The sequence below is a fragment of the Bacillus sp. FJAT-27001 genome (genome assembly GCF_019039175.1).
In the GTDB taxonomy this organism is placed as follows: Bacteria; Bacillota; Bacilli; order Bacillales; family Bacillaceae; genus Bacillus; species Bacillus velezensis.
In genome coordinates, this window is record NZ_JAHOAA010000001.1 from 782,245 (window position 1) to 805,306 (window position 23,062).

Genomic DNA, 23,062 nt, shown 5'->3' on the forward strand with positions numbered 1-23,062 from the left:
TTACACCACCTCAAAGGTAAATCTTAAATCAAGCGTTCTGTTATTACTGAGATCTAAATTTGTTTTTCGTTCTGTGATGACGCTTCCTGTTTCGTCAAGCATCTGCACGGTTTCAATGTGTTTGACGTCTTCTTCCCTGCGTGTGAGAACGGTGACTGCGGCATCTTTTACGGAAATGTCCGCAATCGGAGTTTCTTTTCCGTTTAACAGCACTTTTGTGATCCTGTTTTTCAGATCGGCTGCGGCACGCTGTCTGTAAGCGGCTGATATCATGGTAAGACCACCTCGTTATTGTTGAGTGTGACGGAATAACCGACCTTCAGTTCACTGACTTTTCGGTATCTCCGATTGTTGAGAATGACCCGGTCTTTGATTTCCAGTGTTTCGTTTAATGCGGCTCTCAGTGTATACGCCAAATGAGCGGGTTTGATTTTTTCAAGCGTTTCAATCAGCTCGTTCATGTGCTGCAGGTCATCAAGCCCGATATCGGCATAAAAACGATACTGCCCCGGAAACATCCGAACGTAAGCTGACGGATGTTTTAAAAAACGGTTTAGCGCCTGCTCGATCGCTTGATGTGTGATGGGCGGAATATTCGACATCTTTGAAATCAGCCTGAGCCGTCTCATATCCTCCGTGTCACCTGATTCCCGCGGTATTTTTAATATTTTTTCCCAGCGGTCAAGCCCCCACGTCGCCGTCGTGATAAAGAGCTGATCTGTCAAATCGAAAATATCGTTATTCTGCCGCTCAAACTCGGGAGCTTCCGCCTCAAGCAGTTGTGCCATCTCCTTTAATCGGGTTAAAAACGGCGGGAGGTACGCCGTCATCTCATCGAGTCTGCTCAAGGATTGTCACCTCTTTGAGTTTAGGAATTTCCACGTCACTGAGCACGAGGTTTTCCGCTGCACCGTTCATTTTGATATCGGCGTAGTCACTGACGGATGCCGAGTTATAAACGATGTTGTTAATTTGTGATAAACGGACGGTGTTTTCTTCGAAGGCCATTTTCTTAAATAAATTCAGGACGCCTTTTTCAATCTCCGCTTTTACGTCATCAATCGAGCTGTTCAGCTCAGGCAGCACGGAAGCGGAGATTTCGATTTCCTTCCATACGGCGCTTTCCACCGTTACTGCCGCTCCGATCGGCGCCTGTCCTTCTCCCTGCCCTTCGTCCGGATCAATATAATCCTTTACTTTTTTGATCAGAATATCTGATGCCGGTTCCAAATTCGCATTTGTGATGACAACCTTCACCGTTCCGTCTCCGTTCCAAAGCGGGAAGATTTTCGCCCTGCCGACGCCGTCAACCTCTTCGGCCCATTGTTTATAATGCTGTTTATTTGCGCTGACTGCCTCCCGGCGGACACGGGTAAAATAGCGCGCCCTTAAGCTGTTGTCATCTTCTTCCTCACGGCCGGGAATTAATATATCGCGCACGACTGCTTTCTCAAGCCCGGGTATCGTATCAAGCGGCAGCAGGTTCTGCCCTGAAATGCCGGCATTGCCCGCTTCACCGGCTGTTTCACATTCAAGCGTCCCATCTCCCGTATATTGAAAATACAGGTTATCAACGAAGAAACGGGAGCCTGACGGAATGGTGATGCCCGCTGTAAATTCTCCTGCTCTGACCGCTTTTGTGGCAGGTGTTCGTTCAATTCCCGCTTCAGCAGCACGCCTGTCCAGAAATTCTCCCTGAGCCGTATCGGAAAACACGAGCTCCAGCACGGTATCCAGCCAAATATAAGACTTTGCGAGCTCAGCGGCCGCAGGCGCGAGCGCATTGTAAATGACGCTGCCTTCTCTCGTATCAATATCCGCCGTAACGCGCGCCAGCATTCTATCCATAATGTCGTCAAACGTCTGAGCTTCAAACATCCTCACCCAGCACCTCCTCTATCTCAAGCATGCCCTCATCAGTTTCAACGGTAAAAGAGACGATGAAGGCATCATCTTTTTTCTCAATCTCAAAATTGGTAACGGCCAAAATACGGTCATCATACAGCAAGGCTTCTTCTATCAGTCTTGGAATCTCCATTTTTTTATAAGCATCCGTCGTGTTCTGATCTGAAAGCACTTCCTGCAGTTCATTTCCGATATCATGGCTGAAAACCGAATATGAATACCGTTCTGTGTGAAGAGCGATATAGACGAATTGTCTGATTGCGTCCAGTCCGTTTATCAGTTCATTGGTAATCCGGTTGTTTTCAAAATCAATTCGGTAGGTTTGTGAAGTCTCAACAGCCTCACTCGCATCCTCCAAATCTTCAAATTCGATTTCCGGTGTCAGGGCCATTGCACCCGCTCCTTTTTGATTTGATCATGTAAAAAAGCCCTCTTCGGATGATGAAGCGGCTTTAATAGGCTGATATTCTCGTACATCTCCGTCCGGATGACGGTTAAATTTTGTCTAGTACAAAGAAAGACTGTCCTCCTGTTAAAGCGCCGGTCATCACCCGATCTCCCGTCTGAAGCGGATCCTCTCCCCCGGATCTCAGCCGCTTCGGCACAATGAGTGCATCAGACGGAATCAAAAGTTTGTCGTGATCTTTCAGTTTCAGCTCGAGCGGCGAAACGGAGGTCACTTCGGCCGGCATCAGCTCCACCGGCGCTTCGGCGTCAACCGCTCCGACGGCTAAATGTTTAATGGCATCACTTAATCTCATCAGGATGTCCCCTCCGGAAGTGAATTTTTCTCCGTGACGTCAATCGTCATGGTATGTTTTGTTCCTTGGAATTCATGGCGGTCCGTATCTACATAATAGGTTTTCTTCAGCCCGATTTCCGGAATTGAGATATAGACAGGCAATCCGCTTTCCAACCCAGGAATACCGATCGCCTGTATATTTTTCAGCTCTTTCTTAACGCCTTTTTTCTCAGCCTGCTTCACTTTTGCGCGCTGTTTCAGCTGGGCTTCATTAATGTCGTCAGAAACCGTTTCGGTATACTGCAAAACGCCGAATGTTTTCATGCCCGCGCTGTCTGACGCGGAAGCCTTCACGGTTTTATCGTCTTTTTGCAGCCGCATGACGACACGGGTTGCGGTGTCATCAATTGAGGTGCTGTATTGATACCCTGTGATATTAACTCCTGTTTCCAGCACCCATATGTCAGACGGCTCCGGCCATTCACGCAAGCCGAGCCTGCCTTTTTCTGAATAGAGCTGATAATTGCGCCCCGTCTGGCTTTTTGTCTGCTTTAACGCTTTTAGCATCATATCGTAAAGGCTTGTATCATTTTTAAAAACGAGTGATTTAATGGTATGGCCTGTGTTGGCAATGGATGTGACGGGAATTTGAAAATCGCTGGCGATCCTTTTCAATATTTGATCGGCGCGCTTGTTGGAAAACACGTAAACGTCCTGGTTTTTCACAAGGTATTGAAGCATATCGTATGCGGTGAAGGCGATGGTTTGCTCATCGGGCGTTCTTGCAAAGACAATGCCGCGGAATAGTTCTTTTCCGTTCCATTTGAACAAAACCGTATCCCCCTCTGATACACCGTAATACGTCTGGCTGCCCTGCTTTACGACAATCGTCGCTTCGATGGAGCGGGGCGCCTGATATCTGTGTCCTTCCAGCGTTACGCTTTCTGTGACAAGCTCGAGCCACTCCGTTTCTTTTATGACAAATAGTTCAATCATCTTTTCACCCGTTTCATTGCGGTATCTTCAGCTTCTGCCCCGGGAAGATCCAATGCCCCGGCTGCCGGATATTCCTTTTGCTGCGCTTAATCATGGCGGTTTTATTCGCGTTCCAGATTTTCCGCCACTCCGTGTGTTTTCCGTAAAACTTACCGGCGATGTCCCAAAGCGTATCCCCTTTTTTGACGGTATATGTTTTGGGTGAAACTTTGGACGGGCGCTTCACTTTCGTTTTTTTCTTTTGTTTGATTTTTCTTGGCGAAGCGGTTTTATATTCTTTCAGTACGATATCAAAATTCCGGTCGCCGATTTCATTGTCACCTTCGCTGTAATTGAAGCTTTCAATGCTGCATGTGACATTAACTTTTGTTCCTGTAATCAAAAACTGAACGGGTTTTTTCGCTTTCATCCATGCTTCAATGGCTGAAATGGCTTTTTCCGGCGAAGGGATGCTTTGATATTCGGCAATCGGGCTGTACCGTTTCGGAAAAAAAGAAGAGAACGAAATTTCTTTCGCTCCCAGTTCTTCGATAAACGTCACCTCTCCAAGTCCGGTGACTTTCACGGAATCATTCTGCACGCTGTTTGCGATATCAATCGCTTCAGGGAGAACGGGAAGCCGGAGCTTGTCCTTCCCCTGAGACAGCCAAAATTCGTAAACAGATTTAGTCAAAAGCAACGGCCCCCTTTGCTCCGGTATAAATGTCTTTTTGCAGTTCATCAATCAGCGCCTGTTTGATTTTGGCGGCGAGGCTGTCGGCGTCCTGTCCGTTATGGAAATGCTGATCGCCGCTGAATTCGATTTTAATTTCTTTTGTTCCCATTTTTTGAACGGTTTGTCCGCCGCCTTTAACGGCTGCGGAAACCGTGCCGGCTGAAAGCGCCGCCGGTTCCGTCTGGGACGGATCGGACACTTCCATGCCGAGCGCTTGAGCGGCTTGTTGCAGCAGATAACGGCCGCGGATGCCCCGCTCTTCAGGGATGATCCACTCCCGTTTGTTCCCTTCGCCGACACGGGCGATCTGCTCCTTGGTAATCAGACCCCCATTGGCATAACCGACGTAAGGGCCTCCATGAGCCATACTTTTAATCCCGGGGACATTGCTGATCGAGCCGTATCGGCTTTTAATATAGCCGATAGCGGCAGCGGCGTTGTGAATTGGATTTCTGATATCATTCATGCCCGGCGCTTTGTGATCTTCAAAGGTGCTCGGAATCGTCTGCATAAGCCCCTGTGACGGGTGTCCGGCTTTGGCGTTGCTGTCCCATAGATTAATGGAATTAGGGTTGCCGCCTGACTCATACTGTGCGATCGTCATTAATCCCGGAAGCCAGCTGATCGGCGTATTGGTTGCTTTCATTGCGGCCAAAAGCCACTCTTTGACGCTTCCTCCCGCTGCACCCATGCCGGAAAAGGCTGCTGCAAGCGAGCCTGCCTGTTTTTCGGCGTATTTTTTCACGTCAACTGAGCCGAGCCCTTTGACGACGCCGACTGAAGCAAAGCGCCCGAGGCTCATCATGACACGGGAAGGAGAGTGAATATCAAGCTCTTCCCTGAATGCGTCCTCGACTTTTTTGGCCATATCTTTGGCCGCCTGTTTGACTTCGCTTCCTTTTGCAGTCATCCCTGATACGAAGTGTCCGATCAGGCCTGACCCCCAGCCGTTCGCGGAATCTCTTGATTGCACAAACGGTTTATTGATATGTGTGCTTACGTATTGCGACGTTCCCGTATCTTTTGCATTCTGTCCGGCCGAATATCCTTTCACCGTTGCGGCGCCCCATGATGACGATTGATTAACCGCCGATTGATAAGGTGTTTTCACCTTCGTTTTTAAAAATGAATCGGTGCCCGTCGGTGAAGTATTCTGACCTTTGGCATAGCCCGCAACGACTTGCTTTCCGTAACCGGATGAAGACGAAATGAGGGTATTGAACGGCGCTCCGATGTTTTTTTCCTTCCAGCCGTCCATATCCACCGCTTTTTTGCTGATTCCGCTGTCAAAGCCTTCAGTAAACTGTTTGCCGAGTGATGAAGCCGTCCCGGCAAGTCCGGATGCCTCTACAGACGCTGCGGCCGACACAGATGCAGAAGAAGAAACACCGCCCGTTCCCGCCGGAACAGCAGAAGACTGAGCCGAAGCCGCGCCCATATCATCGACAACACGCATGCCGAGCTTAGACGCAGCTTGTGAAAGCAGCATCTTTCCGCGTCCGCGATTGTTGTCAACGGGAATGACAAATTCTTTACCGGCTTCACCGATCCAGGAAATGGTCGGCTTTGTAATGTAGCCGCCCGTGGCGTTTTTGTCCGTTTTCTTTTTATCTCCGCCGCCTCCTGTGACAAAGTTCATTATGCCTGAAATCATTTTGCCGCCGGTTTTATCCCAAATCTTTTTCACCCAGTCGAATGCTGCAGAAAAAGCATCTGATATGGCTGTTCCCACTTTTACAAGAGGTTCTTTTATATGTTTCTCAAACCATCCGCTTAACCCTTTCCATATATCCTTTACCGTATCTAAAGCAGTCTGGAAAGCATCTGATATTCCTTTACCGACATTTTTCACCATGTCTTTCACCGGATTCCAGACAGTATCCATGAACCAGCCGGAAACCGTACTGAAAACAGATTTAATTTTATCCCAAGCTCCTGTGATTTTACTCCAAATGGACGTCGCCACTCCGACGACAGCCGATTTTACGGGCCCCCACACCGTGCTCATAAACCAGCCGGATACTGTGCTGAAGACACCTTGAATCGTCGTCCACGCATTCACGATATTTGACCAGATGCTGGTTGCCACTCCGACGACAGCCGATGAAACCGGCGTCCATACATTTTCCATGAACCAGGATGACACCGTGCTGAAAATCCCTTGAATCGTCGTCCACGCATTCACGATATTTGACCAGATGCTGGTCGCCACTCCGACGACAGCCGATGAAACCGGCGTCCATACATTTTCCATGAACCAGGATGAAACGCTTCCCCAAGTATCTTGTATTGTTGTCCAAGCACTTTGCGCCGCTTTGGAAATATCATTCCACGTGTCTTTCAAAGCTCCTGAATCAAAGGCCTCTCCCAAGCTGGAACCGCCTAAACTGCCGGCGATGCCGCCTACCGCGCCGCCGATTAATGTGCCCACTCCGGGAACAACGCTGCCGATTGCCGCTCCGGCCGCGGCTCCGGCAAGACCGCCGCCTGCTGAGCCGACCTTCTCTCCTGCATTATCTTTATTGATGCCGGCTAAATCAGTAAGTGATAACAATTCACCTATGCCGGGAATTCCTTTAGCGGCACCTTTTAACCCTTTCATACCGCCTTTTAGCGCCTTTGAATCTCCCAAGCCTTTCAAAAGCGCGCCGATGCCTTTACCTGCCCCTTTTGTTTTCGGCGTGTTTACGGATGCCTGTTTGCTTTCCTTTACGGAGGAACCTTTTTTCGAGGATTTATTTCGCCCTTCGACTTTACTGCTTTTGCCCCTCGTCACTCCGGTACAGCAGCAGCAGCCCCCCAAAGCCCCGCCGGTTTTTTTTGCTGACTTTCCTGAAGATTTTGGCGCTGTTACCGTGCGCTGTGAACCCTTTGTCAGATCAGGACGCTTCGGGCCGTTGGAGCCGCCGGCAGTAAGGCCGCCCTTACTCTTTTCTTTTTTCGTGCCGCCTCCTAATAATCCGCCGATATTGAGTTTGCCTAATTTTTCAGCGATTCCTGATAATATTTTTTCTATTAATTCCCCGGCTTTTTCGATGATTTTATCCGGGCTGAATTTCTCAAATTTCTTGGCAATCTTGCTGACAATTTTATCAACAAATGCCTCGGCTTTTTCGATGATCGCATCAGGACTGAATTTGCCGAACTTTTTATCAATGCCTCCGAACAGTGAGGATGTAAACTGCTCCACTTTTTCCAAAATCTTATCCGGATTGAGAAAATCGAATTTCTCAGAAATTCGGTCAATCGTGTCATTTACAAATTGTTCGGCGCGGTCGATTAGCTTATCAGGACTGAATTTGCCGACAACGTCGTCGACTTTCTTCATAAACGAATCAGTAAAATGATCCAGCTCTTTCAATATGGTCTCCGGACTGAATTTGCTGACAACGTCATCTATCTTTTTCATAAATGAATCAGTGAATTTATCCAGTTCTTTCAATATGGCTTCCGGACTGAATTTACTTACGACCCCGTCTACTTTTTTCATAAACGAATCAGCGAATTTATCCAGTTCTGCTAAAAGTGTCTCCGGGCTGAATTTGCTTGCGATCTCGTCCACTTTTCCCATGAATGACGTTGTGAACTTATCCAGCTCTGCCAAAATCGTTGCCGGGCTGAATTTGCTTGCGATTTCGTCTACTTTTCCCATGAATGAGCTCGTGAACTTATCGAGTTCTGCTAAAATCGTCTCCGGGCTGAATTTGCTCGCGATTTCGTCTACTTTTCCCATGAATGATGTTGTGAACTTGTCCAGTTCGGCTAATATCGTTGCCGGGCTGAATTTGCTTGCGATCTCATCCACTTTTCCCATGAATGAGGTCGTGAACTTGTCCAGCTCTGCTAAAATCGTCTCCGGGCTGAATTTGCTTGCGATCTCGTCCACTTTTCCCATGAATGACGTTGTGAACTTATCCAGTTCGGTTAAAATCGTTGCCGGACTGAATTTGCTCGCGATTTCGTCTACTTTTCCCATGAATGACGTTGTGAACTTATCCAGTTCGGCTAATATCGTCTCCGGGCTGAATTTGCTTGCGATCTCGTCCACTTTTCCCATGAATGATTTCGTGAACTTGTCCAATTCTGCTAAAATCGTCTCCGGGCTGAATTTGCTCGCGATCTCATCCACTTTTCCCATGAATGATGTCGTAAACTTGTCCAGTTCGGCTAATATCGTCTCCGGGCTGAATTTGCTCGCGATTTCGTCTACTTTCCCCATGAATGAGGTCGTGAACTTATCGAGTTCTGCTAATATCGTTTGCGGGCTGAATTTGCTTGCGATTTCGTCCGCTTTCTTCATAAAGCTTGCAGCGAATTTATCCAGTTCCGCTATGATTGTTTCCGGATAAAATTTGGATGCGATGTCATTGACTTTTTTCATGAAGGTGTCTGCAATGGAGTCAAGCATTGAAAAATCGTTTTTCGGCGAAGCAGGAGCAGCAGATGCAGAAGCTTTTCCGACGTCCGGCATATTCTTTTGCATTGCAGCCAGCTGTGCTGTCACCTTTTCGTTTAACGATAATTGAATGACATTGTTTTTTCCCGTCAGCGAATCAATGCCCGCTGAAATTCGGCCGACTGTTTTCATGACGTGATCTATGACGCGTATAGTGACAGAGTACCCGTTCTTTAACGCAGATTGCATATAGCGTTTGATACGTTCCATGGCAGGGGTCACTTCGTCTGACGCATACAGTGAAACGGTAAATCCTTTAAAACCGGCAGCCAGATCCCGCAATCTCTCAAATGCCGCTGTCGCGCTGTCTTTTGCTCCTATTTTAATGGTTAAAGACGCAGGCAGATCCGCTAATTGGGCTTGCACCTTTTGAATGACGGCACTGGCTCCGTCTTCAGCTGAAATAGAGATCATTTGTGCGCCCAGCTTTCTTTTCATAGAGCGCTGAATGCGGTCAATTGTTCTTAAAACAGATTTACTCTCTTTGCGTATATCAATTTCACTTTGGCGTTTTGTCATTTTCCTGTATTTCTCAAGCGCTCTGAAGCCATTTTGGATTTTCCTTATTTTCTTTGAAACCCGATCTTCCAATTCAAAACGGGCGGTCAGCTTTGCCATGATGTCGCTCCCCCTTTCTTCGCTTGTTTTTCAAGAATGTCCAGCTTGTAACCGATTAAACCGTACAACAGCGCCTTAAAATGTCTCGGTGCTTCATATAACTCTTTCAGTTCTGATGGAGAATAATGAAGCTCATGCATCGCGTAATAGAGATACACGGCTTCCTTATTCCCATCTTTTATCAGTTTTTTGCTTCTTGCTCCAGATCTTCTAATTCATCTTCAAAACCATTGATCTCAATCGCTTTATTCAGCCAATTTGCATACTCACCGCCGACTGAAAGCACGCGTTTTGCCACCTCGACCGGATCTGCCGTTTTGTAAGCGTCGCGGAGCTCCTTAGACCGGAAATCAGGGTAAATCGTAGATTCAACCGCGATCCGCGCATAAAAGCGCTGGCTGTCTAAGTCTTTTACTCGGCCTCTGCCCTTCACATTTTTATATGTCGTGCTTTCCTTCTCCAGTTCATCAATGCGCTCAGTCGTAATGGCTTTAAAAATAAAAGGCACGATGTTTCCTTTTTTATCGACAAAACGCTTTGAAAGCGGAACCCGAATCTCCTCAGCCTCGACTGTTTTACCCGGCATAAAGAATGATAGATCATATACTTGTTCGTTTTTTTCGCTCATGATGAAAACTCCCTTACTCTTTTTTTTATAAAAAACAGGCCTGTAAAAAGGCCTGTTTCACTCATACCGATCTTAATTAAAACGTTTCAGAAAGCTTTTCCGGCACATCGAAATCTTCAAAGGTAAACGGCACTTCTTCTTCGAGTGCTTCTGAGTCTACGTCCAGTCCGGCGATTTTTGCAGAATCAAAGTTGACGTCATACAGAGTAACGCGTTCTGTTCCGCGGCCCGATGATTTGTCATCAAGAACGGCTTGCAGCGTAAAATACGGGTCGCTGCCTTTTTTGACGTAATCCATCATAAGGACTGCGAATTTGGATGTGACCTTATAGAATGTTGCCGTGCCCGTTCCGTTGGCGCCTGTTGTTTTATGTCCCGTCATGCGGCGGCCCATGATGTTTACTTCTGATTTGTTTTTTTCCACGTTTGCTTCAAACGTTTTAATATGCGCCATCTCTTCTCCGTCGAGAAATAAACGGCCTTCTTTTCCTGAAATCGTGTTTTGCGCTTTTAATGCCATCTTAGTTTACCTCCACGTTAAAGTAGAATTTTTCTGCCGCATCCACAGGCTGTACGGCGAGATCGATTAAAAAGCCGTCGCGGTCTTCATTCAGCCCGATTGTAATGTCTGTATCTGAGTCAAAATTTGCGATGCCGCCCGCATCCTGAAGCGTAGTCAAATATTGAATGATCATCGTTTTGACGAATTGAAGGCCGTCATTTGTCGCAGGAAGATCGCTGCCCGTGCCTTTTTTCGATTTAATTAAGGCTTTCAGTTCTCTTGTCAAATCGTTATTCACCGCATCAAGCACACGGACGATTTTGTTTTTCGCGAACTTTTTGTTTTTCTCTGCCGTAAATGTCACCAATGAGTTGATATCTTTTTCAACGCTGACTGACTTATCACGGGCATCATAAGAGAAAAGGAATTCACCTTTGGAAAGACGTTCGATCACTTCATCATGAGTCAGGCGGTGCAGCACATCGACGGCGCCTTCGTATTCAACGAATGTTAAGGATTGATTAAATGCGGCGCTGGCACTTGCGCCTGCCACCCAGGCGGTCGCATCTTCAGCTTTAATCTCGGTTCCGTCTTCCAGCAGCACACCTTCAGTAACATTGATAATGCCTTCATAATCCCCGCTGTAATGGGCGGTCACCCCTTGCACTTTCTGTCCCTGCGCATCGCGAAGGCGTTTAATGAATGCGGCAAATGTCGCTTTCAGCTGATCGTTTTCCGCGACAGGAAGAGCGATGACATCGAAATTCTCCGTTTCAGCAGCAGCTAAAAAATCCGTATAGTCTGAGTTGACCGGTGCTTTATCAGTTCCGCCCGCGAGACGGATGCCTGCCTGCGGGTTTAACGTTTCCCCGGATTCTTCCTCAGTGCCTGTCAGCGGGATGGAAGCCGACAGTTCGCCCGTTCCCGTAAATGTGACATAGCCGTTTGCTTTTAATTCTTCGGCTTTTTTCACCGTTTGTTTGTCAACTTCCGCTTCATCCATGTAAGTGGTCACATCGAAAGCGGTCTGATCAAGGACGTTTTCACTGATGCGGATGATGATGTCATTTCCTTTTGAACCGCCGTACAAAGCGGTTGCTTTAACACCTTGTGAAAGATCGGCGCTCGCTCTGATTCCCTCTGTCAGACGGTACATCAAAACGGTTTTTGCTTTCTTTTTCGCCTCACGAAGCAGAATCAGTGACGGATCTTCAATACTGAGCCCCACTTTTTTATTCAAATCTTCAATGCTTGAAATGGAAACGAATGTTTTCGCTTCCCCCCAGCCGGATGCGACGGGAAGGGCGACAATCCCGCGTTCACCGATCGATACCCGCTCCTGGGCGGTTGTTTTAAAGTTAAAATAGATCCCGGCACGTTCTTTTTCTTTTCCTTGCGTAAATGTTCCGCCGTTCATTATTGCATGACCTCCTTGGTTAAAAATGCTTCAATGTAAGACTTAGCTTGCGCTTTTGTCATTTGTTTTTGCTTCACGCCGAATAAAGCACCCTGGAGAATCTCGGGTTTTACGCCGAAAAGCTCCTTCGCGTGCTTTGTTAAATCCGCCGTGTCATAAAGAACCGCTCGTTCCGCCGCTGCGGCGTTTTTCTTTTTATATTGTTTCACTTTTCTTTCACCCCGCTGTTAATGTCCACATCCCGCAGTGCGGGAGATGTTTGTTTCTGATAGTAGTAGCGGCTCGTCCAGCGGATTGTGATCACTGCCTCGCCTTTGTCTCCGACTCTTGTTTCGATACGGCTGATGCGGACGAAATCACCGGTATCCTCCCCTGATTCCGTAAGCAGCGGAATCAGCTGTCTTGATTCTCTCACCGCATCGGCGATCCGGTCGGCTGCATAGAGCGCCTGCACCGAGTCGGCATGGAACAGCTTCACATTCAGACTGTATGTCTTCTTAAAGGTGGAGACTGTGTCATTCTCGTCAAAAACATACGGGGGCGGAATGTATAGTGACGGTACCTGAAATTGTTCAGGCAGTTCATTTTCATATACGGGCACGCCGCACTGCTGATACAAAAAAGCGGCGATTGAACCGGTTTCGCGATTCATCCGATATCTCCCCCCAACGTGTTAAGCCACTGATTGAAACGCTTGTCCAGCGATTCGGCGAAGAGTGTTTCATACAAAAGAAGGGCTTTGTCCCAAAACCCAGTCCCGCTGATCCACTGTTTTTTGAGCGCCATTCCCGTTGAAGCTGACGGATCATAGATGAACCGGGAGCCTTGAAAATACCCGGGCACCCATCTGACATTTTCATCTGAGACGGTCCAATGTCCGTCATTTATGAATGAGGCATACTCTACATTGGTGCCGATTTCAAGGGTCAGTCCCCCGTTTTCAATGATCCATACATGATCCTGCGCTCCTTTTCGGAAAGAAGACAGCAGGTTTTCTGTTTCAATTCCTCCCGAATGAATAAGCTCCTCCCTTACCATGTCGAGAAAATCCTCTCCTGACTGTTCCAGCCATTCGCCTGCCTGACGGGCAAATTCTCCGGATGACGCCTTTTGCAGCGACCGATTCCATTGTTCAAGGTTTTTTATGCTCATAGTCTGTCATCTCTCACAGCGATAACCTCCCAATGGTGCTGTCTTGCTTTCTTCGGCATTTCCAGAATATACGCCTGTCCTTCCCAAATGATTTTGTCATTGACACGCACAGCGGCCTCTTTCGGAAAATGAACGAGAAACCGCTGATATACCTTATGATCAGGCGCAAGCTGAATAAGCTGCTGCTGTTTTTCAACAAACAGACACGGCACGTCTTCAGCATCGGGCACTTCCGGATAAGAAAAGACAGGCTGGAGCTTTTCGGCGGGAATCCCGAAGCGTCCGGCCTTCGGAACTGACACCGTCTCATGATAAATATCGCATCTGTCAGTGAGCAGCCGTTCGTAGCTCATAAAGGTCTCACCTTTGCGTTTGCAGAAACCGGGGAATAACCCGGCGCGATATATTCACAGAGCAGATGGTGCACCGCCGGTTTTCTGATTCCGCCTTCACCTGCCACCGTATAGGAATAGTCACCTATCTTTTCAGATTGATAGGCGGAAGCGGCTGCTTCATTCTGGTTGATCAGCGCAAAATATTGAGAAAGCTTTAATAACGCAAGCTTAATCTTTTCGGGAAGCGGTGAGTAAATAGGGTCAGTGAACGAATGCCCCGCCATTCTGGCCGCTTCCGCCTCCGCCTCCAGAATGTCCTGTATAAGAAGCGGCTCCGGCCTGTTTTTGACTTGATCATAAACTGAATATGAAACAACGTCAGACGGCTGAATTAACATAACTGCCACCCCCGTCTTATTCTTTAACGTTTACGATTTTGGCGCTTGCATCTTCTTCTTCAAATTTGCTGTCAAGTTTAGCCGTCAGTACGATAATAAATTTGCGGCTGCGGATATCTTTATCTACTTCGATTCGGATATTCCGTGAAAAACCGAGAATGATATTTTTCGGGTGAGTCAAAATGATGTCAGACGCATCGTACTGGGAGTCACCTTCTCCGACCGAGTACGGCTGCAGATTGGACACTCCTTTGACCGGAACGCCGAATGCTGAAGACAAACCGCCCTGCACCGCAAGATCCCCCAGATTGGTCTGACGGTCAGCCACACGGTCTTTCCATTCAATCTCCATGCCTTGAGATGTGTAAAATCTGAATTCCTGAGGCAGGCGCAAATATTTTGCCGGAATGGCTTTTAAGCCTTTTTTAAATGTGGCTCTGGACAGCTCTTCCCCGTTTCCGTCAATGACGTGAGATACAGTCTGCTTACGGATTCCGTCAAGCTGTGCCAAGTACGGATCAGAAGAAGATGTATCGCCGTTTACGACAAGCTCCTCAATATCGACTGCCGCCCGCTCCGCCAAAATCTGCATGATCGTCTGCTGCAGGCCGTCTTTTTCAATATTATTTTCAAGCGTGTCATAGGTGATATTAATTTCCGCAATGACTTCTTTCGTATTCAGCTGCACCGTACTTGTTGCCGGGACGGTCAGCTGATCGTCAGTTAAGGCTTTTCCTTCCTCAGCGGCACGCAGAATCCGCTGGCCGAAACCGATTTTTTCAAATTTCTGCGAGTCATTTTCCATTTGAATCACACGCGATTCGCTGAAAATAGTCGGCGTGTTCTGCACCATGCGGATAAATGCTGAAGCTTGTGCGGGGTTCATTAAACCGCCGCTTTTTAAAGCGGAAAGTGACATTTCCGCCTTTCTGATGATATCTTGATTTCTCACTCTACAGTTCCTCCTTCTGACTGGGCTTAAAGCAGTCCGCTCCAAATGGATTTTTTAACAGGCTCTTGGCCGCCCGTCTCTTCTTCCGGCTGCTTTGATGCGCCTCTTACTTTTTCAAGCGCTTCAATGCGTTTAATAATCGGCGCGAGCATGTCCTCAACAAGCGTTTTCAGCTTTTCTTCATCAGACGGCGCAGCCGCCCCGTCTTTGTCTTCCGTGTTTTGGTCCAAGCTGTCAAGCCGCTTTAAAAGCGGGTGTAGCGCGTGTTCAATCGATTCTCTTACGTCTTCTTTTCTCATCTTGTTCAAGTCCTCTCCCTTGCGGTTTCTTGATTTGCGGTCACGGTCGAGAAATTGCTTGACCGCGCCGAATAAGCCGGCTTGCTTTTCTGCCGGCTCTTCGTAAACGTCAGCGGTTCCCGCCATGCTGTAGCCCGTAATGATACCGGCTTTAATCTGATCCCATACTTCATCGGAAGCTTTGGTGACAAGCACCCAAGATCCTTTCCGGATCACAGCATTCCCGATTTCAAAGTCATCCGGGGCGACGTACGACTCCACCACCTCGCCGGTCCCGCCTTCAAAATTATGATTTGTATCGATGTTGCGGGCGTCCGCCAAAAAACCGTGAGCGGCCTTTTCAATCTCTTCAGCCGTCATATAATCGCCATGGGCATCCGGGACATCCGGCTCGTAAACGATGCCGTAAACAAGCTTCTGCTCATCCGATTCGCTTTTTGTAAACACCTGCACCTTTTTTTCAAATGACGGAAGGCCTCCGGCTGATTTTGTAAAAAAGAATTCCGTTTGGTTCGCCGCCTTATCGACATAGCTCACAAAACTGATGACGGCATTTCTCAATTCTCTCGGCACGAGATGTTTTCACCCCCTTTCAGGATTACTCCTTTTTCCCTTTCAGCACCGGCCGGCTGTAGTACTCTTCAGGCCATTCCTCAAGCGTCTTGCCGAGCACTCTTCCGGCCAGATCACGGAGGTCATTAGGAGAGACCGCGCCGGCGGAAATAAATGGCGTAAGCACCTTCGCAATTTCAAGCGGATCGCGAAAATCAGGCCCCTTCAATGTGAGCTGTACATCGTGGAGACCCAGTTCAGGCAAAAATAACGTGTTGAGCTTATTAATCAGCGTTTTCCGCTCCGGCTGAAACACCTGCTCCTCCGTTATTTTCCGTGCCGTATCGGCGGTGGCTTTGTTGTATTCCTGCGCCTCGCCCGTATAAAGCGGCGGGAGACGGAAAGCGGAACGGAGTTTATTTCTGCTTTTGTCGTCATATTCAAGAAACAGCGCATCATCCTGCAGAATTTCGGCAAGTGATTTAATTTCCACAGACACGGGCGTAATGTCTTCGCCTCCGTGAAGGTCTTTTTCCTTCGCAATGCCTTCCGCCTCAATCAGCAGAAACTTGTGGGCGTTTTCCACCCCTTCCAGGTCATTCATATAATCCTGGAGCTCTTTGTACGATGCTTCTGACAGCATGCCGTTTTCAACCGTAATGGCGGCCGGCACGTGACGGCCCTGCTTGAAATACATAAAATTCAGTTCTTCCGCTTTCCGGGCGCCGTACAGATTGACGATATTGCCGACCCAGCGCGGAATTCCGTAAGTGCCGCTGCCGATTTTTAAGTGAATGGCTTCATTTGCCCGGTATTCCTCAGACAGGGTCTTTACGTATTCGCCGGTTCTCATGTCCATCATGCGGGGGTCGCCGTATTCCTTAAAAAACACTTTCCGACCGTTCAGCATCTGAACATATTTACGGAACCGTTTTTGCCTTTTAATCGTTTTGGATGCGCCGTTTTCTTCATAAGAAAATATAACTTCAACGGGATCAGTCACACCGCACACGCGCATATGTTTCACATCCAGATATTCAATCCCCGCTGGTTTTCCCGCCCCGTCCCGAAGCACTTCGAGAAAACCGTTGCCCGTTTTTTCACGGTCTTCTATCGCATATCCGAGGATCGTCTCGGCCGATTCATCAAAATGAAGACATTTGTAAAAGCTCTCCAGCTTCATCCAGTTTTTTTCGGCCCGGGCCTTTTTTGACGGGGAGCAATCTGGGCTATTTACATCAAAGGTATATTCCACATCAAACCCAAAACCCGTAATATTGACCCGATACGCGTCAATGCACTGCTGAAGAATCGTCGAGTATTCGGCGATTGTTTTCAGTTCAATGAGATTATAGGGCGGTGAAATAATGTCTTCGCCGTACAGATCGGCAAATTGATCTTCGTTCATCTGCCTTGCCTGCGGCGCGGCCATTTTTGATTTAAAGACGGTGGCTCTAACGTTTTGATAGTTCGGCAACGCCTACCTCCTCCTTTCCCGATTCGGACGTCTTCGTTTTTGTGATGCATCTTTCAGATCCGCCGCGTCATAGTCATCCAGCGCATACCAAATGGCTGAAAGTGTGTGGGGATCAATTGAAAACTCATCTTCCGACAGAGCGCCGTTTTTGTTTTTTGCGTACGTTAAGTTCTGCAATTCGCGGATCGTATGTTGACAGCTGTCTGAGCAATAGATGTGTTTGAACCGTTTCAGTTTTTTTGTATACTGAAGTCTTGAGCCCGGAAACTTTTTGGCCGCAACCATGCAAAAGCCCTGCCTGCGAAAATATTGGATGCTTTTCGGCTCAGCCGAATCCGCTTTGATCAGCTCTTTTTGATCCGCCAATTCCTGAAGCTCCTCAGCTGTCTGATCATCGGTCATTTTGTTTTTGTAATACTCCCAGAAAATATAAAGCTCTTTTTGATCCGGATCGACGGCAAGCCGGATGACCGCATTGTATGACTCTTCAAAACCGAAATCCATGCCGGTCCGAAACAGGGGGCGCCTGATGGAAGCAATCCGCTCCGTTACTTCGTTGTGCTCCATGACCTGAAACTGCGGAAACACGCGGATGCCGTTGACGCCGAACTGTCCTTTGCGGGCGATCCGGTACAAATCAGGATCGTAATGCCGTAAGCTGTCCAGCTGCTTAATATAGCTTTTCGGCAAAAACAGATTATCGCACGCTGTGGAATGGTGGTAATACGTATCTCCCTTAACGACGGTGCCTTTTTCATACAGCGTCTGATCATCCAATACAAACCGTTTTTTTTGGTCATCACGAAAAAAATGCCGATACGTCCAATTGGAGGTGCCCACTGGATTTGTGGTGCATATCATATGAAGCGAAAGCTCAGGATGGCGCAGACGCCCGATCAGCTCCTTAAAGCCTTCATACTTCACTTCAGAGCATTCTTCAATCCATATCAGTGAAATATGATGAATGGATTTCAATTTGGCCGGGTTGTCCATCCCTTTAAACATAATCCGGCTTCCGTTTGAAAATCTCAGCTGCATCGGCGAAGATACGGCCTTTACGGCATGTCCCAGCTCAAGCTCCCCGATAATGTCTTCAAACAAGGCGAAAGTAGAATCTCTGTGCGTATCGAAAACTTCCCGCACGACAAGCGCCGTCCGCTTTTCACGAAGCAGCTTCAGGATGATTTTCAGCGCGGTATGATAGCTTTTTGACGAGCCGTAGCCTCCGACGAGAAATTGGTACGTTTCATTCCAATTGAACAAATAATCTTCAAAGCGCGGGTTGACCGCTTTTTCAATCATGACCGTTCCTCTTTCCGCGTAATGACAATGTCAATCGGCTTTTGGCTGTCTTCTGTTTTTTCCATCTTCTGCTGTGCCAGCTTTAATTTTTCATTTTCGATTTTTTGTTTAAATTGATCAGGGAAAAGGTCAAAGTACAAGGACAGCTTTTCAAGAGCCTTCATCTTGTCGGCAAGCTTTATTGCAATGCCCTCTTTTCCGAGTTTTGCTTCTGTGACGATGGTTCCGTCCAGAAGGTGCGAATCTTTAACGTCAACGTAGCTGATTTCCTGCATAATCGGCTTATCATTTTCGTCAAAGAGCGGCCCTGATTTTCCGAAGGCCTGAACCTCTTTTTTTCCGAAGGTTACATAATCGGTAATGTCGGCGAAAGCGATTTTCACATAGACTTGAAGAACGTCCATCGCTTCGACAAACACTTTATTGACCATTTCCTTTTTCATGCGGCTGATTTCTTTGGCGACTTTTTCGTTTTTTAACAGCCTGCTTCCCGTCACATGCGCGCTTTCCGGTGAATAGCCGGCTTTTATCGCAGATTGAGTGGCGTTAAAGCTTTTCACATAATAAAGACAAAACAGCCGCTGGCGTTCGTTTAACTCATCACCTTCGCCCGGGTTGTTTTTTCCGCCGCTTTCCGCGTTCTTATGAAGCGCCTCGTCCCAGCGCCCTTCTTTTTTCCATCTGCCGATCGTTCTTGCGGATACGCCTGATTTGCCGGCAAGGGCGCGATTTGTGATGCGGCCTTTATGAGACTGATAGATTGTAAATGCCTGTTTTCTTTTTGCGTTTTTCATGCTACGGCATCACCGCCACCTCCGACATGATTGTCTATAATAAAAAGCGGCTTCTAATCGGGCCGCTTTTTGTGATCGTCTGTTCACTTCTAGGTGGCAAACGTATGACAACTTATGAAGCAGGCGATTGATTTCTTTGTTCCTGCTGTTTTTGTATTTTTAGAAGCGCCCGTTTGACCGTCGTCTGTACGGTTGATTTCTTTACATTCAGCAAGGCGGCGATCCGTTCATATGAAAAGCATTCCGCTTTGTGGAGCAGCAGCATTTCTTTTTCTCTATCCGTTAAAACGGCTAATGCGTCCCGCAGTCTGATTCTGTCTTCTTCAGTCACATTCCCGGAAGGTTCAAACATCAGCGCCTGCGAATAGGTTTCTATGATTCTCGGATCTTTAATCAGCATTCTCTGATAAGCGTCTCTGCGGTCTATCGCTCTTCTTATGCCGGGCTGCCGGCCTTTTTCAAGCCATTCGATGACATATTCCACATCTGTAATGATCGTTCTGATGATTTTTTTATCTTTCAGTTCTTCTGAAGTAAGCACCGTTTCATCGGCTTCCTCCAGCTGCTTGTACCACTTTTTCGTCTCTTTCAGCGTGCGTTTATATTCAAATAGTAAGTCTTCCATGCAGATCCTCCTCTTTTTCGGAACAAAAAAAGGACACCAACCAATGCGCAGCATGTACGCGATTGATCAGTGTCCGCAGGCTTTCCGTCTTGGACGTATTCTGTTTTTTTCGATTAATTCAATTTAAAGCCGATTTCATATTCGACCCGGGCCAGATCCCCTTTTCGCGTTTCGACAAGCGTTTTGCCGTGCTCCGGCGCTTCGGCGAGCCATGCTTCCTTCTTCAGTCCGTCTACAATAATCACCCGAACCTTGCCTTCTTCCAGCTGGCTTTGTAATGTTGTATGTTCAATGTCAGTCAGTTTTTTAGGATTCATGTTTTACGTCCTCCGTTTTTTTCAGGATGTTTACTTCATGTATGAGGCTTCCGAGCTCATTTATGAACGCTTCTTTTTCTTCAGAACTTTCTCCCCGGAGCAGGCGGAGAGCCGTTTCGGCCGCCTCAAAAAGTTCCGGAGCCTTTGCCATCAATGCCGCGTTGATCTGCTGAGAGTATGAACTTAAGTTGAAAACGGCCGCGATGAGCCTTCCGTTTGAATAAGGGAACTTCTCTTTATCCGCTTCGCTGTAAGCGGAATAAATGTAAATGGGTTTTTCTTTTCCGCTGTGTACGGCCCGCCATGGAGCGGGGCTGTGTTTTTCTTGCAATGGTTATCCTCACTTTCCATCAGCCTCATGCCATGCTTCAATTTGCTTTTCTATCCGTTTCGCCCTGAACAGCAGGCAAAAAAGCCATTTAATATATTTATACACGTGCATCAAGCCTCGCTTTTGCGTCTTGAACCATTCGCTCAAGACGTTTAATGACCGGCGTTAAATCAGTGCCTGTTTTGCAGTTCGGGCAAGGGTGAAAGACAGCGCCGAAACCCGTTTCCGTCACAATGACCTTCTTCGGCCCGCACAGCTTACACATTATCTCGCCCCCTCTAATCTGTGGTTTACGTCAAATGAATTGCCATTAATGATGACTAAATAATCGCTGCACATCTCATAAATTCTTGTGCCCAAGGCTTCATCAACCTGCACCAGTCTGTCACAGGCCAGCTCGCTCGAGATAAGAACCGGCTTATGATTTAAATAGCGGTAATTCACGACGGCGTACATTTGTTCAATCTGCCAATCGGTCGCCCGGGGTTTTCCGTTCAGCGGTTTGAACAGATCGTCAATAAAAAGCACATCCGCCTGTTTCATACGGCCAAGCTTTGCATCAAGCAGATCAAAATCATTTTTTAAATCCGTAAAGCCCTCCACAAAAGGAAAATACAGCACGGGTGTCTGCATCTGTCTCATGACATAATTGCTGAGAGCGGTCAAAAGATGGGTTTTTCCCGACCCCGGACGCCCTAAAAGGGCAATGCTGTTTTTCCGGCAGTTTTTAATCTTGTCGAAGTTTTCAACATATTCAAGGGCGCACTCATATGCGTCGACGACTGCCTGAGGCTTGCCCCGCGTGATAAATCCTTTGAAGTCCAGCTTCCGAAAGGCGCCTGTAATCTCACTTGCGCTGAGGATGCGCTCTGCTTTTCGTTCGGCGGCGCAGCGGCACTTAACCCACACATCCATTCCCAGCTGGTTTTTGAGATAACCGCCCTGATCTTTACAGAGCGGACAGTCAAAGCGGCTTTCGTCTGATTCTTCCGGTCTGTCCGCCAGTAATGGACGTTTTCCGTTTTTCAGGTCGGCCAGTATCTGCTCGATCGTTCGTTTTGTCATGTATCGTATTCCTCTCTTTTTTTGTTGTGATTGTCCTTCCCGCAATTCGTGCATTCAAGCGGTCTTCCATATACTTGGCGCAATAGCTGAAAGCCTTGATCGTTTCAGCTGAAGAGGTGCGCCGCTGTTCAAAAGCGGTAAAGCATTCGCCGAGCCATTTGATTGCTTCTTGTGCTGACGCACCGAGGGAAACAATACGGGCGATGGCCTGATAATCCCGGGGCGACGGGTATACGCTCCGCCCCTCCTGTGCAGACCTTAATCTGATAAAATGGGCGGCAATGTCGTTAATCGCTTCTTCAGCAGTATGATTTTTTGTTATATCTATTTCTCTCCGGACATTTTTGTCCCGGTGATCCGCCGATATTGTCCGGTCAGTTGCTTCCGGGCGGGTCAATGTCTTTTTCGGCGTGAATCTTTTCGAGTGCTTTACGGAGACGATGAGTCCGTAAGGGGCGCGGACGGTTTTGATATATTCATGCTGTTCCAAAACCTCAAGCCACCGTCTGACGGTTTTTTCGCTGACGGCAAATACATCGGCCATCTCTCTTGCTTTTACGGGCTTATGACCAAGGACGATCCCCCACTTTACACCGTCTTTTACGTGTTCCTTTGTCGTTGAGCTGATGAACCATAAAAACAGCCAAATAGCAGACCCTATTTTGTCATAATGTTCTGAATTCAATAATCCGGAATAGATGAAAAACGGGTAGCTTTTACGATTCATAAGGGACGTCTCCGTTTGTCTTCAGACCTATATAGCGTTCATACTGCAATCGGTTATCAAATCGGAATACCGGAAGTCCGCAAGCGGTAAAAGATATCGAACCGCCTGCTTTTCCTAAACATCTCTGGTCAGCCGGATTGCTGCTGAAACGGATGATTATCGGCTGCATCTCTCACCCTCCTGATCAATTTTTTATCGTATATTGATACATTTTGTATCCTTATGATGTTGATTATATACGATACATTTCGTATCATCAAGACCTTTTTGATACTTTTTTTATCATCTCTTTATTTTGATACATTTTGTATCTATAATCATAAGTAACTTAGGGTGTTGAAAAAAGAGAGGTCATTCGGATGATAGGCGGAAGATTAAAGAGTCTCAGAGGAAAGAAAACACAGGAAGAAGTCGCAAATCATATCGGTGTCTCGCGCGCCAGATATTCTCATTATGAAAACGGCCGATCTGAACCCGATTACGACACGCTGCAAAAGCTTGCGGATTATTTCAAAGTGTCGACTGATTATTTGTTAACCGGAAAAGAACCTTCAGATGAAGACATGTTTGCCGATCCCGACCTGCAGATCGCATATCGGGACATGCAGGACTTTTCCCCGGAAAGCAAGCAGCAGGCCATTGAATTCATTAATTATTTAAAAGAAAAAGAGAAAAACCGCAGGCCGAAACATAAATAATCCGCTCTTTTCCTTTAAATTGCTTAACGTTCAGCCGATATAAAAGCTGAATGTTTATT

Annotated in this window: 30 protein-coding genes; 1 reads left to right on the top strand and 29 read right to left on the bottom strand. The window is 47.3% G+C overall.

Annotated features, from left to right (window positions below; all coding sequences use genetic code 11):
- From BGM27_RS03075 to BGM27_RS03215, 29 genes are all read right to left on the bottom strand, one after another.
- On the bottom strand, window positions 1-273 hold the full coding sequence (locus tag BGM27_RS03075; RefSeq protein ID WP_003154822.1) for a hypothetical protein: 273 nt from the start codon (window positions 271-273) through the stop codon (window positions 1-3).
- On the bottom strand, window positions 270-848 hold the full coding sequence (locus tag BGM27_RS03080) for a YmfQ family protein (protein WP_007407262.1): 579 nt from the start codon (window positions 846-848) through the stop codon (window positions 270-272). Before BGM27_RS03080 ends, BGM27_RS03075 begins: the two co-directional genes overlap by 4 nt.
- A complete protein-coding gene (locus BGM27_RS03085; protein ID WP_007407263.1) occupies window positions 832-1,878 on the bottom strand; it encodes a baseplate J/gp47 family protein in 1,047 nt (348 codons plus the stop codon). The genes BGM27_RS03080 and BGM27_RS03085 overlap by 17 nt, the downstream gene beginning before the upstream one ends.
- Window positions 1,871-2,296, bottom strand: a complete 426-nt coding sequence (locus BGM27_RS03090) for a DUF2634 domain-containing protein (RefSeq protein WP_003154825.1) — start codon at window positions 2,294-2,296, stop codon at window positions 1,871-1,873. The genes BGM27_RS03085 and BGM27_RS03090 overlap by 8 nt, the downstream gene beginning before the upstream one ends.
- A 103-nt stretch (window positions 2,297-2,399) precedes the next feature.
- Window positions 2,400-2,666 (bottom strand): DUF2577 family protein, encoded by a 267-nt coding sequence (locus BGM27_RS03095; RefSeq protein ID WP_007407264.1) that lies wholly within the window; start codon window positions 2,664-2,666, stop codon window positions 2,400-2,402.
- Complete coding sequence (locus tag BGM27_RS03100; protein ID WP_007407265.1) at window positions 2,666-3,643, bottom strand: XkdQ/YqbQ family protein; 978 nt, start codon at window positions 3,641-3,643, stop codon at window positions 2,666-2,668. The genes BGM27_RS03095 and BGM27_RS03100 overlap by 1 nt, the downstream gene beginning before the upstream one ends.
- A gap of 13 nt (window positions 3,644-3,656) precedes the next feature.
- Window positions 3,657-4,316 (bottom strand): LysM peptidoglycan-binding domain-containing protein, encoded by a 660-nt coding sequence (locus BGM27_RS03105; RefSeq protein ID WP_007407266.1) that lies wholly within the window; start codon window positions 4,314-4,316, stop codon window positions 3,657-3,659.
- Window positions 4,309-9,432, bottom strand: coding sequence for a transglycosylase SLT domain-containing protein (locus BGM27_RS03110; protein ID WP_007407267.1), 5,124 nt, complete (start codon window positions 9,430-9,432; stop codon window positions 4,309-4,311). Before BGM27_RS03110 ends, BGM27_RS03105 begins: the two co-directional genes overlap by 8 nt.
- A complete protein-coding gene (locus BGM27_RS03115; RefSeq protein ID WP_015239684.1) occupies window positions 9,420-9,572 on the bottom strand; it encodes a hypothetical protein in 153 nt (50 codons plus the stop codon). Before BGM27_RS03115 ends, BGM27_RS03110 begins: the two co-directional genes overlap by 13 nt.
- A 41-nt stretch (window positions 9,573-9,613) precedes the next feature.
- On the bottom strand, window positions 9,614-10,060 hold the full coding sequence (locus tag BGM27_RS03120) for a phage tail assembly chaperone (protein ID WP_003154836.1): 447 nt from the start codon (window positions 10,058-10,060) through the stop codon (window positions 9,614-9,616).
- A 76-nt stretch (window positions 10,061-10,136) separates the two neighbouring features.
- Window positions 10,137-10,580 (bottom strand): phage tail tube protein, encoded by a 444-nt coding sequence (locus tag BGM27_RS03125; protein WP_003154837.1) that lies wholly within the window; start codon window positions 10,578-10,580, stop codon window positions 10,137-10,139.
- A gap of 1 nt (window position 10,581) precedes the next feature.
- Window positions 10,582-11,979, bottom strand: a complete 1,398-nt coding sequence (locus BGM27_RS03130; protein ID WP_007407268.1) for a phage tail sheath family protein — start codon at window positions 11,977-11,979, stop codon at window positions 10,582-10,584.
- Complete coding sequence (locus tag BGM27_RS03135; protein WP_007407269.1) at window positions 11,979-12,188, bottom strand: YqzN/YkzM domain-containing protein; 210 nt, start codon at window positions 12,186-12,188, stop codon at window positions 11,979-11,981. Before BGM27_RS03135 ends, BGM27_RS03130 begins: the two co-directional genes overlap by 1 nt.
- Complete coding sequence (locus BGM27_RS03140) at window positions 12,185-12,631, bottom strand: hypothetical protein (protein ID WP_007407270.1); 447 nt, start codon at window positions 12,629-12,631, stop codon at window positions 12,185-12,187. Before BGM27_RS03140 ends, BGM27_RS03135 begins: the two co-directional genes overlap by 4 nt.
- Entirely contained in the window at window positions 12,628-13,131 is a 504-nt protein-coding gene (locus BGM27_RS03145; protein ID WP_007407271.1) for an HK97 gp10 family phage protein, read from the bottom strand. The genes BGM27_RS03140 and BGM27_RS03145 overlap by 4 nt, the downstream gene beginning before the upstream one ends.
- Complete coding sequence (locus BGM27_RS03150) at window positions 13,128-13,484, bottom strand: DUF3599 family protein (RefSeq protein ID WP_007407272.1); 357 nt, start codon at window positions 13,482-13,484, stop codon at window positions 13,128-13,130. Before BGM27_RS03150 ends, BGM27_RS03145 begins: the two co-directional genes overlap by 4 nt.
- On the bottom strand, window positions 13,481-13,864 hold the full coding sequence (gene yqbG, locus BGM27_RS03155) for a protein YqbG (RefSeq protein ID WP_007407273.1): 384 nt from the start codon (window positions 13,862-13,864) through the stop codon (window positions 13,481-13,483). Before yqbG ends, BGM27_RS03150 begins: the two co-directional genes overlap by 4 nt.
- A gap of 16 nt (window positions 13,865-13,880) precedes the next feature.
- Entirely contained in the window at window positions 13,881-14,816 is a 936-nt protein-coding gene (locus BGM27_RS03160) for a phage major capsid protein (protein WP_007407274.1), read from the bottom strand.
- A gap of 26 nt (window positions 14,817-14,842) precedes the next feature.
- A complete protein-coding gene (locus tag BGM27_RS03165) occupies window positions 14,843-15,688 on the bottom strand; it encodes an XkdF-like putative serine protease domain-containing protein (protein WP_007407275.1) in 846 nt (281 codons plus the stop codon).
- Window positions 15,689-15,713: 25 nt separating this feature from the next.
- Window positions 15,714-17,099, bottom strand: a complete 1,386-nt coding sequence (locus tag BGM27_RS03170) for a phage portal protein (RefSeq protein ID WP_106080344.1) — start codon at window positions 17,097-17,099, stop codon at window positions 15,714-15,716.
- Window positions 17,100-17,147: 48 nt separating this feature from the next.
- Window positions 17,148-18,446: a PBSX family phage terminase large subunit gene (locus tag BGM27_RS03175; RefSeq protein WP_007407277.1), complete on the bottom strand. Its 1,299-nt coding sequence runs from the start codon at window positions 18,444-18,446 to the stop codon at window positions 17,148-17,150.
- Window positions 18,443-19,240 carry a terminase small subunit gene (locus BGM27_RS03180; RefSeq protein WP_007407278.1) on the bottom strand — a complete coding sequence of 266 codons (798 nt, stop codon included), beginning with the start codon at window positions 19,238-19,240 and terminating at the stop codon, window positions 18,443-18,445. Before BGM27_RS03180 ends, BGM27_RS03175 begins: the two co-directional genes overlap by 4 nt.
- A 112-nt stretch (window positions 19,241-19,352) precedes the next feature.
- The gene (locus BGM27_RS03185) at window positions 19,353-19,865 is read right to left on the bottom strand and encodes a sigma-70 family RNA polymerase sigma factor (protein WP_007407279.1); all 513 of its coding nucleotides are present in this window, start codon (window positions 19,863-19,865) and stop codon (window positions 19,353-19,355) included.
- A gap of 113 nt (window positions 19,866-19,978) precedes the next feature.
- Entirely contained in the window at window positions 19,979-20,182 is a 204-nt protein-coding gene (locus tag BGM27_RS03190) for an XtrA/YqaO family protein (protein ID WP_007407280.1), read from the bottom strand.
- Window positions 20,172-20,513, bottom strand: coding sequence for a hypothetical protein (locus tag BGM27_RS03195; RefSeq protein ID WP_007407281.1), 342 nt, complete (start codon window positions 20,511-20,513; stop codon window positions 20,172-20,174). Before BGM27_RS03195 ends, BGM27_RS03190 begins: the two co-directional genes overlap by 11 nt.
- A 97-nt stretch (window positions 20,514-20,610) precedes the next feature.
- Entirely contained in the window at window positions 20,611-20,778 is a 168-nt protein-coding gene (locus BGM27_RS03200; RefSeq protein ID WP_003154863.1) for a hypothetical protein, read from the bottom strand.
- Window positions 20,778-21,578, bottom strand: coding sequence for an ATP-binding protein (locus tag BGM27_RS03205; protein WP_007407283.1), 801 nt, complete (start codon window positions 21,576-21,578; stop codon window positions 20,778-20,780). Before BGM27_RS03205 ends, BGM27_RS03200 begins: the two co-directional genes overlap by 1 nt.
- Window positions 21,478-22,305 (bottom strand): hypothetical protein, encoded by an 828-nt coding sequence (locus tag BGM27_RS03210; protein ID WP_007407284.1) that lies wholly within the window; start codon window positions 22,303-22,305, stop codon window positions 21,478-21,480. The genes BGM27_RS03205 and BGM27_RS03210 overlap by 101 nt, the downstream gene beginning before the upstream one ends.
- The gene (locus BGM27_RS03215) at window positions 22,295-22,474 is read right to left on the bottom strand and encodes a hypothetical protein (RefSeq protein WP_007407285.1); all 180 of its coding nucleotides are present in this window, start codon (window positions 22,472-22,474) and stop codon (window positions 22,295-22,297) included. The genes BGM27_RS03210 and BGM27_RS03215 overlap by 11 nt, the downstream gene beginning before the upstream one ends.
- Before the next feature lie 190 nt (window positions 22,475-22,664).
- Here BGM27_RS03215 and xre point away from each other — a divergent pair, with 190 nt between their 5' ends.
- The gene (gene xre / locus BGM27_RS03220) at window positions 22,665-23,003 is read left to right on the top strand and encodes an HTH-type transcriptional regulator Xre (protein ID WP_003154871.1); all 339 of its coding nucleotides are present in this window, start codon (window positions 22,665-22,667) and stop codon (window positions 23,001-23,003) included.
- Window positions 23,004-23,062: the final 59 nt, after the last annotated feature.